Here is a 14,911-nt window from a genome sequence, read left to right as displayed (position 1 = left end):
CGCCGGCACGGCGTGATTGGTGATTCGGGGATTCGTGATTCGCGAACATCCGGACCGCAGGCCGTTGCCGCCAATCGAATCACCCATCACCCAATACCCATCACCCACCATGACCGACATCCATAGCGACAAGATCCTGATCCTCGACTTCGGCGCGCAGTACACGCAGCTGATCGCCCGCCGCATCCGCGAGATCGGCGTCTATTGCGAGATCTGGGCCTGGGACCACGACCCGGCGGAAATCGCCGCGTGGGGCGCGAAGGGCATCATCCTGTCGGGAGGACCGGAGTCGACCACCGTCGAAGGCGCGCCGCGGGCGCCGCAGGAGGTCTTCGACGCCGGCCTGCCGATCCTGGGCATCTGCTACGGCATGCAGACCCTGGCCGCGCAGCTGGGCGGCGAGACCGAGGCGGCCGACGCCCGCGAGTTCGGCCACGCCGAGGTCGACCTGGTGGCGCACGACGCCCTGCTGGGCGGCCTGAGCGACCACGACGGCCGCCCGCGCATCGATGTGTGGATGAGCCACGGCGACCATGTCGCCAAGGCGCCGCCGGGCTGGACGGTCACGGCCACCACCGAGCGCATCCCGGTCGCGGCGATGGCGCTGGAGGACAAGCGCTGGTACGGCGTGCAGTTCCATCCCGAGGTCACCCATACCCGCCAGGGCCAGGTGCTCCTGCGCCGCTTCGTCACCGAGATCTGCGGCTGCCAGACCCTTTGGACCGCCGCCCACATCATCGAGGACCAGATCGCCCGCGTGCGCGAACAGGTCGGCGACGACGAGGTCATCCTCGGCCTGTCGGGCGGCGTCGACTCGTCCGTGGTCGCTGCGCTGCTGCATCGGGCGATCGGCGAGCAGCTGACCTGCGTGTTCGTCGATACCGGCCTGCTGCGCTGGAACGAGGGCGACCAGGTGATGGCGATGTTCGCCGAGCACATGGGCGTCAAGGTCATCCGCGTCGACGCCGCCGACCGCTATTTCAGCGCCCTCGAAGGCGTGTCCGACCCCGAGGCCAAGCGCAAGATCATCGGCAACCTGTTCGTCGAGATCTTCGACGAAGAGTCGTCGAAGCTGCGCAATGCCAAGTGGCTGGCCCAGGGCACGATCTACCCCGACGTGATCGAATCGGCCGGCAGCAAGACCGGCAAGGCCCACGTCATCAAGAGCCACCACAACGTCGGCGGCCTGCCCGAGCACATGAAGCTCGGCCTGGTCGAGCCGCTGCGCGAGCTGTTCAAGGACGAGGTGCGCCGGCTGGGCGTCGAGCTCGGCCTGCCCGAGTCCATGGTCTACCGCCATCCGTTCCCGGGCCCTGGCCTGGGCGTGCGCATCCTCGGCGAGGTCAAGCGCGAGTACGCCGAGCTGCTGGCGAAGGCCGACCACATCTACATCGATGAACTGCGCAAGGCCGGCCTGTACGACAAGACCAGCCAGGCCTTCGCGGTGTTCCTGCCGGTGAAGTCGGTCGGCGTGGTCGGCGACGCCCGTGCCTACGAATGGGTCATCGCGCTGCGCGCGGTCGAGACCATCGACTTCATGACCGCGCACTGGGCGCACTTGCCCTATGAGTTCCTTGGGCGCGTATCGAACCGTATTATCAATGAGTTGCGCGGTATTTCTCGCGTTGTTTATGACATCAGCGGAAAGCCGCCCGCGACGATCGAGTGGGAGTGACGCGGGCGCGTTCCACCTGTAGGCGAATCGGAGCAAGCCAATGAAGCACGGGGTCCTGGCCGTCCTGCTGGCCGCGATCGGACCGGTGGCCCAGGCCCAGTCCTACGGCGCGCGGCTGGAGGGCTTCGACTATTCGTATCCGGTGTCGACCTTCCGCCTGCAGTCTCAGGGGCAGGCACTGGAGATGGCCTACATGGACGTGCCGCCGGCTGGCGCACCCAACGGCCGGACCGTCGTGTTGTTGCACGGCAAGAACTTCTGCGCGGCGACCTGGGACGCCACCATCGGGGTGCTGTCCGACGCCGGATTCCGCGTGATCGCCCCCGACCAGGTCGGCTTCTGCAAGTCGAGCAAGCCCGCCGCCTACCAGTTCAGCTTCCACCAGCTGGCAGCCAATACCCACGCGCTGCTGGCCGGTGCCGGCGTCGAGCGGGCCATCGTCGTGGGCCACTCGATGGGCGGCATGCTGGCCACGCGCCATGCGCTGGATTTCCCCGATGCGGTCGAGCGCCTGGTGCTCGTCAACCCGATCGGGCTCGAAGACTGGCAGGCCAAGGGCGTGCCCTATGCCAGCATCGACGCCCTGTTCGCGGGGGAACTGCGTACCGACGCCGCCTCCATCAAGGCCTACCAGTCGCGCTTCTACTACAACGGCGCGTGGAAGCCGGAGTACGACCGCTGGGTCGACATGCTCGCCGGCATGTATGCCGGGCCGGGCGGACGCCAGGTCGCCTGGAACCAGGCCCTGGCCAGCGACATGCTGTTCACCCAGCCGGTGGTGCACGAGTTCGGGTCCATCCGCGTGCCTGTCGTGCTGATGATCGGCGGCAAGGACCGGACCGCGCCGGGCGCCGGGCGCGCGCCGCCGGAGGTTGCCGCGCGCCTGGGCGACTACCCGGTGCTGGGCCGGCAGGCGGCCGAAGCGATCCCCGAGGCGACCCTGGTCGAGTTCCCCGAGCTGGGCCATTCGCCCCAGGTCGAGGCGCCGGCGCGCTTCCACGCGGCCCTGCTCGACGTCCTGGTCGATGCCGCCGATGACTGAGCGCATGACCCAAGACGAACGCTGGATGCGCCATGCCCTGGCCCTGGCCACGCGGGCGGAACGCGAGGACGACGAGATCCCCGTCGGCGCCGTGCTGGTCTCGGACACGGGCGAGGTGCTGGGCGAGGGCTGGAACCGCAACATCACCGAGCACGACCCCACCGCGCATGCCGAGATCGTCGCCATGCGCCAGGCCGGGCGGCGCCTGGGCAACCACCGCCTGCTAGGCAGTACGCTCTACGTGACCCTCGAGCCCTGTGCGATGTGCGCGATGGCGATGGTCCACGCGCGCGTCGCGCGCGTCGTCTACGGCGCCAGTGATCCCAAGACGGGGGCGGCGGGCAGCGTGTTCGACCTGCTGGCCGATCCGCGGCACAACCACCGCGTCGAGGCGGCGGGTGGCGTGCTGGGCGAGGAGGCGGGTGCGCGGCTGACCGCCTACTTCAGGGCCAAGCGCGGCAAGCCCCGAGCAGGCTGAAGCCCATCAGAAGAAGCTGGCGATCTCTTCCAGCGACCGCTTCTCGGTCGCATGCCGGGGAATGGTCGCACCGGCCCTGGGGTAGCCCACCACCAGCAGGATGTACGCCTTGTCGTGCGCCGGCCGCCCGCAGACTTCGTTGAGGAAGTTCATCGGGTTGGGCGTATGCGTGAGCGTGGCCAGCCCGGCATGGTGGAGCGCGGCGATCAGGAAGCCGGTGGCGATGCTCACCGACTCGGGCACGTAGTAGTTCTTGCGCAGCACGCCGTCCGCCGAGACGCTCTTGCGCTCGCCGAAAATGCAGATCAGCCAGGGCGCTTCTTCCAGGAAGGGCTTGTCGGCGTCAGTCCCCAGCGGCTTCAGGGCGTCCAGCCATTCCTCTCCCGCCTTGCCCTCGTAGAACGCACGCTCCTCACGCTCGCCGGCCTCGCGGATCCGGCGCTTCATGCCGGCGTCGCCGATGACGCTGAAATGCCAGGGCTGGTGGTTGGCGCCATTGGGGGCGGTGCCCGCGGCGCGCAGGCAGGTTTCGATGATGTCGCGCTGCACCGGTCGACTGTCGAAGTCGCGCACGCTATGGCGCGTGCGCATGCGTGCATGGAAGGCCAGCGCGTTGGCGCGCATCGCATCGAGCGGCAGCTCCTCGTAGTCGGGCAGGGGAATGGGCACGTAGTCGTGGGTCGGGGCAGCGGGCATCGGCGTGTCCTTCCGGGTGTCAGGCGAAGTGGTGGTCGGGCAGGGCCTGGATCAGGCGCCGCGTGGTTTCCAGGTGGGCGCGCACCGCGCCTTCTGCAGCGTCCGCGTCGTTCGCGAGGATGGCCTGCACGAGCCGATGGTGCTGCGCATGCGTGTCGAAGGCCTTGCGGGGCTCGACCATCAAGCGGAACTGCAGCCCGTGGATCGAATGGCCGAGCCGCTCGAGGAGGGTGGCCAGATGGGGGTTGCCGGCAGCGCGCGTGCAGCGTTCATGCAGTTCGCGGTTGAGGTCCGAGTAGCGACGGATGTCGCCATCGCCGACCGCTTCGTCCATGGCATCGAGAAGCAAGTACAGGACCGCCGGATCGCCCGCGAGTACGGGCGTGGCCTTGCGGATGGCGAGCGATTCGAGCGCGATCCGGACCTCGAACCAATCCTCGACTTCCTCGCGCGACAGCTGGCGGATGGTGACCCCGCGGTTGGGTATCGCGGCGAGCAGCCCGTCGGCGACCAGTCGCTGGAACGCCTCGCGTACCGAAGATCGCGAGACCCCCAGCCGACGAGCGAAGTCCAGCTCGACCAGGCGCTGTCCCGGAACGAACTGGCCGTCGCGGACGGCACGGGTGATGGCGTCGACGACCGCGTCCACGGCCGACGGTGGTTCGACCGCAGCGATGGCGGTGGCGGTTCCTGGCTTGGGCGTGGCGGCTTGCATTGCGTGATATTGTCAGACAACATCAGCGGACAATCAATGCAACGCGCTCCCGCTCATGACCTACGTCGTCACCGACAACTGCATCCGCTGCAAGTACATGGACTGCGTGGAGGTCTGCCCGGTGGACTGCTTCCACGAGCTCGACGCGATGCTGGTCATCGACCCGGAGGCCTGCATCGACTGCGGGGTCTGCGAACCCGAGTGTCCCGTCGAGGCGATCCAGCGCGACGACGAGGACGCGTTGGGGCCCTGGATCGCGTTCGCCGCCGAGCAGTCGGCGCACGCACCCGTGATCACCCGCAAGGGCGAGCCGCCGGCGGATGCGGCCAAGTGGGAAGGGCGCCCCGGCAAGTTCGCGATCGTGTTCGGCCGGTCCCTTTAGCCCGATCAGCGTCCGCGGGTCCGCCGGGCCGTGGCCCGGGCGTGGCCGTGGTCCATTTCGTCGTTGATGACGCGCACGGCCAGGCTCGACTCGTAGGCGAGCAGCACGCTCGCCGCCAGCAGCATGGTCACGCCCAGGGCCGCGAGCGCCGTGGGCGCGGACACGAAGCGGTATCCCAGGAAGGCGTCCGCGGCCACGGTCAGGCTGGTGCCGACGAAGCAGCTGACGGCGATGTACAGGAGCTGGCCGCCATACAGCGTGATCCGGCTGCGCCGCCGCTGGATGGCGATCTGGCTTTCGATCCTGCGAAGCTCCTGCTCATCCGATGCGCTCTCCAGCTCCTGCAGGAGCGTCCGCGCCCGGTCGATCACGCGGGCCAGGCGCGCGTTCGCCGACATCAGCAACGACGCGGTGGCGGTGAGGAAGAACGCGGGCGCGAGCATCGCGGTCAGGATGGTGTAGTGGGCGGCGGCGTCCTGGAGCATGTCGGTACGCGATGGCGGGGTTGCCGCTATCATGCCCGGACACGACAGCAGCGGCGAGACATGACGACGAAGACAGGGAAGGGCGACCGGCTCATCTGGATCGACCTGGAAATGACCGGCCTGGATACCGACAACGACTCGATCCTCGAGATCGCGACGCTGGTGACCGACGCAAACCTGGATATCCTGGCCGAGGGCCCCGAGCTGGCGATCCGCCACAGCGAGGCGTGCCTGCAGGCGATGGACGACTGGAACCGCCGGCAGCACGGCGGCTCCGGCCTGTGGAAGCGCGTGGTCGAGAGCGACGTGGACATGGCCGAGGCCGAATCGCGCACGCTGGCGTTCCTGCAGGAGTGGGTGTCGGCGGGCGCCTCCCCGATGTGCGGCAACTCCATCTGCCAGGACCGGCGCTTCCTGCATCGCCTGATGCCCGCGGTGGAGCGCCACTTCCACTACCGCAACCTGGACGTGAGCACCATCAAGGAGCTCGCGCGCCGCTGGGCGCCCAGCGTGCTGTCGGGCGTGCAGAAGCAGGCGCGCCACACGGCCCTGAGCGACGTCCACGACTCCATCGCCGAGCTGCGCCACTACCGCGGCTTCATGGGACGCCTGTCGGGGCTGGACGGCGCCTGAGCGCCGCCGCCGGGCCTGCTCGCGCCTCAGGCGCCGGCGGCCGGATCCTGAGGCGCCGCCAGGCGCTCCTGCACGGCCGCCGGCAGCGGTGCGCCCTCGATCACCTGGCCGTCGACGTGGTGGTACATGTGCACGTCGCGCTGCGGGAACGGGATGCTGACGCCCGCCCGGTCGAAGCCCTTCTTGATCCACTCCGTCAGCTCGCACTTGGTGACGAAGTAGTCCGCGTTGCCGACGTGGCAGCGGATGCCCAGGTTGACGCTGTTGTCGCCCAGTCCGTAGACCAGCACGTCGGGCGCCGGCTCGGCTAGCACGCGTTTGTCGCCGTTCATCAGGTCCAGCGCGATCCTGCGTGCCTCGTCGATGTCGTCGCCGTAGCCGATGCCGATCACGATCTCGACGCGGCGCATGACGTCCGGGGTGAGGTTGATGATCGAGTCGGTCGTGATCAGGCTGTTGGGCAGCACGATGGTGTTGTTGTCCGGCCCGCGCAGACGGGTCTGGAAGATGCTGATCGACTCGACCTTGCCGGTTTCGCCGTTGATCGTGACTACGTCGCCGACCTTGAAGGGCTTGAGCGTCACCAGCATCACGCCCGAGGCGATGTTCGACAGCGAATCCTTCAGGGCCAGGCCCACGGCCAGGCCGGCGGCGCCCAGCAGGGCGAAGGCCGAGGTCATCGGCACGCCGAGGATGCTCAGCGAGGTCAGCGCCAGCAGCACCAGCAGCGCGACATAGGCCACCTTGCGCAGGAACATCACCGCGGTCGGCTCGACCTGGGCGCGGGTGAGGCCCTTCTCTGCGAGTCCCGCCACCCATTTCACCAGCCGCATGCCGATCACGAAGATCACCAGGGCCCAGAACAGTTTCATGCCCCACGTCACCAGGAACGCGGTCACCTGCGTCGACTCGAGGTCGTTGAACCACTCCATTCGCATCTCCGGATTCTTCAAATGCGGAGCCCCGCTTGATGCGGGGCTCCGGTTGTGGCGGCCAGCATAGATGCCGGCGCGTTAGCGTTGCGTCATGCCGCCGCTTCAGCCCTTCGCGGCATCCTTGGCCTTGGCCAGCTTGAGCCAGGTGTCGACGACGGTGTCGGGGTTGAGCGAGACCGAATCGATGCCCTGTTCCATCAGCCATTGCGCCAGGTCGGGGTGGTCGCTCGGGCCCTGGCCGCAGATGCCGACGTACTTGCCCTTGGCCTTGGCGGTCGCTATCGCCATCGCGAGCAGTTTCTTGACGGCCGGGTCGCGCTCGTCGAACAGGTGGGCGATCAGGCCCGAATCGCGGTCCAGGCCCAGGGTCAGCTGGGTCAGGTCGTTGGAACCGATCGAGAAGCCGTCGAAGATCTCCAGGAACTCCTCGGCCATCAGCGCGTTGGACGGAAGCTCGCACATCATGATGATCTTCAGCCCGTCCTTGCCCTGCTCGAGGCCATTCGCCTTGAGCACCTCGACCACGCGCCGGCCCTCGTCGAGGGTGCGAACGAACGGGATCATCACCCAGCAGTTGGTCAGCCCCATCTGCTCGCGGACCTTCAGCACCGCACGGCACTCCAGCGCGAAGGCCTCCGAGAACGCCGGGTCGACGTAGCGGCTGGCGCCGCGGTAGCCGATCATCGGGTTCTCTTCGTGCGGTTCGTAGCGGCTGCCGCCGACCAGGTTGGCGTACTCGTTGGACTTGAAGTCCGAGAGCCGCACGATCACCGGGTTGGGCGCGAACGACGCGGTGATCGTCGCGATGCCCTCGGCCAGCCGGTCGACGTAGAAGTCGACGGGGTTGCCGTAGCCGGCGGTGCGCTCGTCGATGCGCTTCTTCGTCTCGGCGTCCTGCTGGTCGTACTCGAGCAGGGCCTTGGGATGCACGCCGATGTGGCTGGCGATGATCATCTCCAGTCGGGCCAGGCCAACGCCGGCATTGGGCAACATGGCGAAGTCGAACGCGCGCTCGGGGTTGGCGACGTTCATCATCACCTTGAGCGGCGCCGGCGGCATGTGCTCCAGGTCGGCGGTGTGGCGCTCGAAGGGCAGGGCGCCGTCGTAGATGAAGCCGGTGTCGCCCTCGGCGCAGCTGATCGTCACCACCTGGCCGTCCTGGATCGTGTCCAGCGCGTTGCCGGTGCCGACCACGGCCGGCACGCCCAGTTCGCGGGCGATGATGGCGGCATGGCAGGTGCGTCCGCCGCGATTGGTGACGATCGCCGCCGAGCGCTTCATCACCGGCTCCCAGTCCGGATCGGTCATGTCGGCGACCAGCACGTCGCCGGGCTGCACGCGGTTCATGTCGTCGAGGGAACGGACGACGCGCGCCACGCCGCTGCCGATCTTCTGGCCGATCGCGCGCCCCTCGCAGATCACCGGGCCGCGCTCGCCGAGCTGGAAGCGCTCGATCTGGGTGGCCTTGGCGCGCGACTTCACCGTCTCGGGGCGCGCCTGGACGATGAAGAGCTTGCCGCTGACGCCATCCTTCGCCCATTCGATGTCCATCGGGCGGCCGTAGTGCTTCTCGATGACCATCGCCTGCTTGGCCAGCTCGTGCACGTCCGCGTCGTCGATCGAGAAGCGGTTGCGCAGTTCGGCCGGCGTGTCCTCGATGCGCACGCGCTCGCCGGGCTGGTCGGAGTAGACCATGCGCAGCTGCTTGGCCCCGATCGCGCGGCGCAGGATCGCCGGGCGACCCTCGCGCGCGGTGGGCTTGTAGACGAAGAACTCGTCGGGATTGACCGCGCCCTGCACCACCATCTCGCCCAGGCCATAGCTGGAGGTGATGAAGACCACGTCGCGGAAGCCCGACTCGGTGTCCAGGGTGAACAGCACGCCGGAGGCGCCGACGTCGGAGCGGACCATCAGCTGCACGCCGGCCGACAGGAACACGTCCTCGTGCTTGAAGCCGTGGTGGACGCGGTACGCGATCGCGCGATCGTTGTAGAGGCTGGCGAAGACTTCCTTGACCTTGTGGACGACGTCGTCCTCGCCGGTCACGTTGAGGAAGGTCTCCTGCTGGCCGGCGAACGAGGCATCGGGGAGGTCCTCGGCGGTCGCCGAGGAACGCACCGCGACGGCGACCTCGCCTCCGCCGTTCTGGTCGCAGAGGCGGCGGTAGGCCTCGCGGATGGCCGCGTCCAGGTCGGGCTGGAGCGGCGCATCCGTCACCCAGCCGCGGATCTCCGCGCCCGCGGCCGTCAGCGCCGGCACGTCCTCCACGTCGAGCGTGGCCAGGCGGTCGAAGATGCGCTGGTGCAGGTTGTTGTGTTCGATGAAGGACTTGAACGCCTCCGACGTGGTGGCATAGCCGCCGGGGACCGAGACGCCGAGGTTGGCCAGGTTGCCGATCATCTCGCCGAGCGAGGAGTTCTTGCCGCCTACGCGGGCGAGGTCGGACAGGCGCAACTCATGCAGCCAGAGGATGTTCTCTTTCAAGACGGGGGACTCCTGGTACGGCGCGACATCGGGGCTGGGGCGGGGCGGGCGCACATGTCCCGCGGACAAGCCGCTATGATCGCCTGTGCGCCGGGCGCTTACAAGGTTGATCCGGCGGGCTTTTTCGTATGGGCACGGCATTCTCCGGGGGAGCCAGGCATGGGTTTGCGACCGGTTTTCTATGTTTCCGACGGCACCGGCATCACCGCCGAGACCATTGGCCACACCTTGTTGACCCAGTTCCAGGAGACCCGCTTCGTCAGCGAGCGGATCTCATTCGTCGACAGCGTCGAGCGCGCCCGGGAGGCCGCCGAGCGCATCCGCAAGGCGGCCGAGATGCACGGCGTGCGCCCGGTGATCATCAATTCCTGCGTCGACAACAAGGTCAGCGCGGTGCTCGAGGAGAGCGGCGGGCTGTTGCTGGACGTGTTCGCCCCGTTCATCGCACCGCTGGAGGAGGAGTTCGGCGAGACCCGCCGCCATGCGGTCGGACAAGCGCACGGCCTGGTCGACTTCGAGACCTATCACCGCCGCATCAACGCGATGAACTACGCGCTGACCCACGACGACGGCGCCAGCATCGACTACGCCGAGGCCGACCTGATCCTGGTGGCGGTGTCGCGGGCGGGCAAGACGCCGACCTGCGTCTACCTGGCGCTGCACTACGGCATCCGCGCGGCGAACTATCCGTTGACCGAGGAGGACCTGGAGCACGACCAGCTGCCCCCCCGCCTGCGCCCTTACCGCAACAAGCTGTTCGGCCTGACCATCGACCCGGTCCGCCTGCAGCAGATCCGCCAGGAGCGACGCCCCGATTCGCGCTACGCGCGTTTCGAGACCTGCAAGCGCGAGGTGGCCGCGGCGGAGATGATGTTCCGTGCCGAGCGGATCCCCACGCTGAGCACCACCCATACCTCGATCGAGGAGATCTCCAGCAAGGTCCTGTCGACCCTGGGCATCCGCCGCGAGATGTTCTGAGCCGGGGCAGGGAACCGGCACGCGCCTTCGCGCGGGGTGAATCCTGAAGGTATGCCCCACGACGGCCGCGGTCAACGCTGCCGCGGGCGTCGATGCGCGTGTAGGATCGAAGCCATGCCGATGCTCGCCACCACCGCCGAACGCCTCCCACGCCTCAACCGGTTCGGTTGGTTGATGGGGCTCTACGGCGAGAACCACGGGCGTTTCCAGCGCCTGTTCGCGCCGGCGCGCCTGGCCGTCGGCCGGCATCGTTCCTCGGTGGGCGACGGCCTGGACCTGCACCTGGACGTGATCGAGCAGCACCGCTACACGACCGAGCTGCGCCTGACCTACGCGATGCCCGACCCGGTGACCGGCGAGCCCGATCCCTCGGCATGGCTGCGCGTGTACCACGACACACGCCAGCTCGAGGCCACGCACTGCTACATCGGGCGGCGCTGGCAGGACGTGATCGGCCTGTATCCGCCGCCTGCCGAGGTGGTCGGGCACCGCATGCGGATGAACACCTTCCTGGGCAAATGGCTCGAATACCTGGGCGAACGCGGCCACGGCATCGCGACCTTGCATGGGCCGGAAATTGTTTCGGAAGAAGTCATCAAAACCGCTTGACGACTTCGAAAACGACCCCTAACATAGCCGTCTTTCCAGCACGTGGGGCCATAGCTCAGCTGGGAGAGCGCTACAATGGCATTGTAGAGGTCGGCGGTTCGATCCCGCCTGGCTCCACCACTTTCCTGGAAATAGAAGTACCTCTAAAGCAACACCTCGTCCCCATCGTCTAGAGGCCTAGGACACAACCCTTTCACGGTTGCGACCGGGGTTCGAATCCCCGTGGGGACGCCATACACCGAAGCAGAAGCCCGCCTTGCGCGGGCTTCTGCTTTTTCGCGCCCCGCGTTTCGACGGGGCCGGGGCGCAAGGACTCCGGGCGCCCTCCAGAGTTGCCGCGGTCGGCACGGATGGCGCAGTATTCGCGCCGTTAACCCGTCCTGGCGTACGATCTGCCCATGCCTCTCCGTTCGCTCGCGTTGCGTGTCCTGGTCGCGCTGCTGCTGGTCCTCAATGGAGCCGGTGGCGCGGCGGCGTCGGTGCGCATGGCGTTCGTGCATGCCGGCATCCACGACACCGCGGCCGATGCGGGGACGGGGCACGAGGCGACGGTCGCCATTGCGTCGGCCCCCTGCCACGACGAGGGAACGCCACTGCCCGTCGCGGACGCCGACGCCTCCTCCTTGGCGGCGCACGCCGGCCATGCCGGTGGCGACGACTGCTGCGCGGGCGACAGCTGCGTCTGCGCCTGCCTTTTACATGCTTCGGCGTTGCCTCCGGCCGTTTTCGCGGCGATGCGGCCAACGCCGGGACCGCTGCGGCTCGATCGCACCGGCGAAGGCGCGCCCGACCCCTTGCGCACGCAGTTGATCCGACCGCCGATCGCCTGAGCCCGTCCGGCACCCTCGTGCCGTGCCAGGCTCGATCGCCGTCGCGGCCTTCGCCGCGATGGCCCGTCGAGCGGCCGCCTGCCGGCCTTCCGTTGCGGAAGGTCCCGTCGATGCTCCCACGGAGTCCAGCATGTCTTTCTTTTCCCCCAAGGGCGCGGACGCAGTCCCCGGCGCCCTCTCGCGCCGGCGTTTCGTCCAGGGCCTGGCCGCCGGTGGCGTCGTCGCCGGCCTGGCCCCCTGGGCCGGTCGCGCATGGTCGTCGCCGGCAGCAACGCCGGGCGCGGTGCTCACCGGCACCGAGTTCGATCTCGCCATCGGTGAATCGCCGGTCAATTTCACCGGCCGCACGCGACCGGCCATCACCGTCAATGGCCGTCTTCCCGCGCCGCTGCTGCGCTGGCGCGAAGGCACCACCGTCAACCTGCGCGTGCACAACCGCCTGCCGCCGGGCTCCATGCATGGCGATGCCACGTCCATCCATTGGCACGGCATCATCCTGCCGGCGAACATGGACGGCGTGCCCGGCCTGAGCTTCGACGGTATCGGCCGCGGCGAGGCCTACCACTACCGCTTCGACGTCAACCAGGGTGGCACCTACTGGTACCACAGCCACTCCGGTTTCCAGGAGCAGGCCGGCCTGTACGGTCCACTGGTGATCGACCCGGCCGCACCGGAACCCTTCGCCTTCGATCGCGATCATGTGGTGATGCTCTCGGACTGGACCGACCTGGATCCGTCGGCCCTGTTCGCGCGTCTCAAGAAGATGGCCAGCTACGACAACACCTACATGCGCACTGTCGGCGATTTCGTGCGCGACGTCGAACGCAAGGGCCTGGCCGACACCCTGGACGACCGTGGCATGTGGGGCGAGATGCGGATGACGCCGACCGACCTGTCCGACGTCAACGCCAACACCTACACCTACCTCATGAACGGCACCACCTCGCTGGGCAACTGGACGGGACTGTTCCGCAGCGGCGAGAAGGTCCGCCTGCGCTTCATCAACGGCTCGGCGATGACGTATTTCGACGTCCGCATCCCCGGGCTGAAGATGACGGTGGTCGCCTCCGACGGCATGTACGTGCACCCGGTCACCGTCGATGAATTCCGCATCGCCGTCGCCGAGACCTTCGACGTCATCGTCGAGCCGAGCGGGCAGGACGCCTTCACGATATTCGCGCAGGACATGGGACGCACCGGGTATGTCAGCGGCACGCTCGCGACCCGCGAAGGCCTGCGTGCGCCGGTGCCGGCGGTCGACCCGCGTCCCATCCTCACCATGGCCGACATGGGTCACGGCGGCATGGGCGGCATGGACCACGACATGGGCGCGATGAAGGGCATGGAAGGCGGCTGCGGTGCGAACATGGGGCACGGCGGCAGCCACGACATGTCGGCCATGTCGCATGGCGGCGGCATGCAGTCGCATCCGGCCAGCGAGGCGGGCAATCCGCTCGTCGACATGCAGACGATGGCGCCCGAGCCCCGCCTTGCCGATCCGGGCGTCGGCCTGCGCGACAACGGCCGGCGCGTGCTCAGCTATGCCGACCTGCGCAGCCGGTTCGAGGATCCGGACGGCCGCGATCCCGGGCGCACGGTCGAACTGCACCTGACCGGGCACATGGAGAAGTTCGCCTGGTCCTTCGATGGCATCAAGTTCGCCAGCGCCGAACCGCTGCGGATGAATTATGGCGAACGCCTTCGCATCGTGCTGGTCAACGACACGATGATGACGCATCCGATCCACCTGCACGGCGTCTGGAGCGACCTGGAGGACGAGGACGGCAACTTCATGGTGCGCAAGCACACCGTGGACATGCAGCCGGGTACGCGACGCAGCTACCGGGTGCGCGCCGACGCACTGGGTCGCTGGGCCTACCACTGCCACCTGCTGTATCACATGGAAGCCGGGATGATGCGGGAAGTGAGGATCGAGGCATGAACGCCCCCGTATCGAAACACGCGACGCTTTCCGTCGCCCTCGCCACGGCCCTGGCGACTCTCGCCTGGTCGTCGATGGCCCGGGCACAGGACCCCCATGCCCACCACCGTGCCGCGACATCCGCGACCGCGCAGGATGCGCCGGGCGACGATCCGTCCGAGGCTCCCGGACATGTGCCGCCGACCACGCAACAGGCGGCGATGGACCATTCGAAAATGGACCACTCCACGATGGATCACTCGGGCATGGACCATGCCGCGATGGGACATGGCGTGTCCGGGCCCGGGTCCGCGACCGCTGCACCCAGGACGCCGATCCCGCCCATCAGCGAGGCCGACCTGCGTGCCGCATTCCCCGACCTGCATGCCCACGCCACCCACGGCGACAGCGTGCACAGCTACTGGTCGATGGACCGCCTGGAGGCCTGGGACGCCGACGAGCACGGGACCGGCACCGCCTGGGAAGCGCTGGCATGGATCGGCGGCGACGTCGATCGGGTCTGGTTGCGCAGCGAGGGCGAACGCAGCGACGCCGGCACCGAGTCGGCCGACCTGGAGGTCCTCTACGGCCACGGCATTTCCCGCTGGTGGGACGTGGTGGCCGGCATCCGCCACGACTTCGGTGGCGAGGGGCCGTCGCAGACATTCGCCGCGTTCGGCGTGCAGGGCCTGGCGCCGTACAAGTTCGAAGTGTCGGCGACTGCGTACCTGGGCGAGTCGGGGCAGAGCGCGGCGACGTTCGAAGCCGAGTACGACACGCTGCTCACCAATCGCCTGATCCTGCAATGGTCGGCCGAGGCGGAATTCAACGGCAAGGACGACCCGCGTCGTGGCATCGGCAGTGGGCTGGGTCACCTCGAAGCCGGCGCGCGCCTGCGTTACGAGTTCAGCCGGCGCTTCGCGCCTTATGTGGGCGTGAGTTGGGAGCGGGCCTACGGGGGCACCGCCGACTACCGGGTGGCGGGGGGCGAAGACCGCGACGACACGCGCCTGGTCATGGGCCTGCGCTTCTGGTTCTGAACAAGGAG

At 68.2% G+C, this 14,911-nt stretch carries 15 protein-coding genes and 2 tRNA genes; 12 read left to right on the top strand and 5 right to left on the bottom strand.

Annotated elements, in window-relative coordinates; all coding sequences use genetic code 11:
• Nucleotides 1–109: 109 nt before the first annotated feature.
• The 3 genes from guaA to tadA are packed head-to-tail and all read left to right on the top strand — an operon-like array spanning nt 110 to nt 3,195.
• Nucleotides 110–1,675: a glutamine-hydrolyzing GMP synthase gene (gene guaA / locus H4F98_RS07760; RefSeq protein ID WP_182686473.1), complete on the top strand. Its 1,566-nt coding sequence runs from the start codon at nt 110–112 to the stop codon at nt 1,673–1,675.
• Between the two features lie 40 nt (nt 1,676–1,715).
• Entirely contained in the window at nt 1,716–2,717 is a 1,002-nt protein-coding gene (locus tag H4F98_RS07755) for an alpha/beta fold hydrolase (protein ID WP_182686471.1), read from the top strand.
• Nucleotides 2,718–2,721: 4 nt separating this feature from the next.
• Nucleotides 2,722–3,195: a tRNA adenosine(34) deaminase TadA gene (gene tadA / locus H4F98_RS07750; protein WP_425487579.1), complete on the top strand. Its 474-nt coding sequence runs from the start codon at nt 2,722–2,724 to the stop codon at nt 3,193–3,195.
• A 6-nt stretch (nt 3,196–3,201) separates the two neighbouring features.
• Here the strand turns inward: tadA and H4F98_RS07745 are convergent, their stop codons facing one another.
• The gene (locus H4F98_RS07745; protein ID WP_182686467.1) at nt 3,202–3,891 is read right to left on the bottom strand and encodes a nitroreductase family protein; all 690 of its coding nucleotides are present in this window, start codon (nt 3,889–3,891) and stop codon (nt 3,202–3,204) included.
• A 19-nt stretch (nt 3,892–3,910) separates the two neighbouring features.
• Entirely contained in the window at nt 3,911–4,606 is a 696-nt protein-coding gene (locus tag H4F98_RS07740; protein ID WP_182686465.1) for a GntR family transcriptional regulator, read from the bottom strand.
• 55 nt (nt 4,607–4,661) lie between these two features.
• Here H4F98_RS07740 and fdxA point away from each other — a divergent pair, with 55 nt between their 5' ends.
• Nucleotides 4,662–4,988, top strand: a complete 327-nt coding sequence (gene fdxA / locus H4F98_RS07735; protein ID WP_182686463.1) for a ferredoxin FdxA — start codon at nt 4,662–4,664, stop codon at nt 4,986–4,988.
• Between the two features lie 5 nt (nt 4,989–4,993).
• Here the strand turns inward: fdxA and H4F98_RS07730 are convergent, their stop codons facing one another.
• The gene (locus H4F98_RS07730) at nt 4,994–5,473 is read right to left on the bottom strand and encodes a DUF2721 domain-containing protein (protein ID WP_182686462.1); all 480 of its coding nucleotides are present in this window, start codon (nt 5,471–5,473) and stop codon (nt 4,994–4,996) included.
• 60 nt (nt 5,474–5,533) lie between these two features.
• On the opposite strand from H4F98_RS07730, the gene orn reads away from it, so the two are divergent.
• Entirely contained in the window at nt 5,534–6,106 is a 573-nt protein-coding gene (orn, locus tag H4F98_RS07725; RefSeq protein WP_182686460.1) for an oligoribonuclease, read from the top strand.
• A gap of 26 nt (nt 6,107–6,132) precedes the next feature.
• On the opposite strand, the gene H4F98_RS07720 is transcribed toward orn, so the two are convergent.
• Together H4F98_RS07720 and ppsA are read right to left on the bottom strand one after the other, a co-directional pair.
• A complete protein-coding gene (locus H4F98_RS07720) occupies nt 6,133–7,038 on the bottom strand; it encodes a mechanosensitive ion channel family protein (RefSeq protein ID WP_246372979.1) in 906 nt (301 codons plus the stop codon).
• Nucleotides 7,039–7,143: 105 nt separating this feature from the next.
• Nucleotides 7,144–9,525 (bottom strand): phosphoenolpyruvate synthase, encoded by a 2,382-nt coding sequence (gene ppsA / locus H4F98_RS07715; RefSeq protein ID WP_182686455.1) that lies wholly within the window; start codon nt 9,523–9,525, stop codon nt 7,144–7,146.
• A gap of 159 nt (nt 9,526–9,684) precedes the next feature.
• On the opposite strand from ppsA, the gene ppsR reads away from it, so the two are divergent.
• The 7 genes from ppsR to H4F98_RS07680 all read left to right on the top strand — a co-directional run bounded on the left by ppsR (nt 9,685) and on the right by H4F98_RS07680 (nt 14,903).
• The gene (gene ppsR, locus H4F98_RS07710) at nt 9,685–10,503 is read left to right on the top strand and encodes a posphoenolpyruvate synthetase regulatory kinase/phosphorylase PpsR (protein ID WP_182686453.1); all 819 of its coding nucleotides are present in this window, start codon (nt 9,685–9,687) and stop codon (nt 10,501–10,503) included.
• A gap of 114 nt (nt 10,504–10,617) precedes the next feature.
• The gene (locus H4F98_RS07705) at nt 10,618–11,112 is read left to right on the top strand and encodes a DUF1249 domain-containing protein (protein ID WP_182686451.1); all 495 of its coding nucleotides are present in this window, start codon (nt 10,618–10,620) and stop codon (nt 11,110–11,112) included.
• 44 nt (nt 11,113–11,156) lie between these two features.
• Nucleotides 11,157–11,232: transfer RNA gene (locus tag H4F98_RS07700), tRNA-Ala, on the top strand.
• Nucleotides 11,233–11,270: 38 nt separating this feature from the next.
• Nucleotides 11,271–11,346 (top strand) — tRNA-Glu (locus tag H4F98_RS07695).
• Nucleotides 11,347–11,510: 164 nt separating this feature from the next.
• On the top strand, nt 11,511–11,942 hold the full coding sequence (locus H4F98_RS07690) for a CopL family metal-binding regulatory protein (RefSeq protein ID WP_182686449.1): 432 nt from the start codon (nt 11,511–11,513) through the stop codon (nt 11,940–11,942).
• A gap of 130 nt (nt 11,943–12,072) precedes the next feature.
• On the top strand, nt 12,073–13,884 hold the full coding sequence (locus H4F98_RS07685) for a copper resistance system multicopper oxidase (RefSeq protein WP_182686447.1): 1,812 nt from the start codon (nt 12,073–12,075) through the stop codon (nt 13,882–13,884).
• Complete coding sequence (locus H4F98_RS07680; RefSeq protein WP_182686445.1) at nt 13,881–14,903, top strand: copper resistance protein B; 1,023 nt, start codon at nt 13,881–13,883, stop codon at nt 14,901–14,903. The genes H4F98_RS07685 and H4F98_RS07680 overlap by 4 nt, the downstream gene beginning before the upstream one ends.
• Nucleotides 14,904–14,911: the final 8 nt, after the last annotated feature.

The sequence above is a fragment of the Marilutibacter spongiae genome, assembly GCF_014145325.1.
Taxonomy (GTDB): Bacteria; Pseudomonadota; Gammaproteobacteria; order Xanthomonadales; family Xanthomonadaceae; genus Marilutibacter; species Marilutibacter spongiae.
This window is presented reverse-complemented; position numbering and strand designations above follow the sequence as displayed.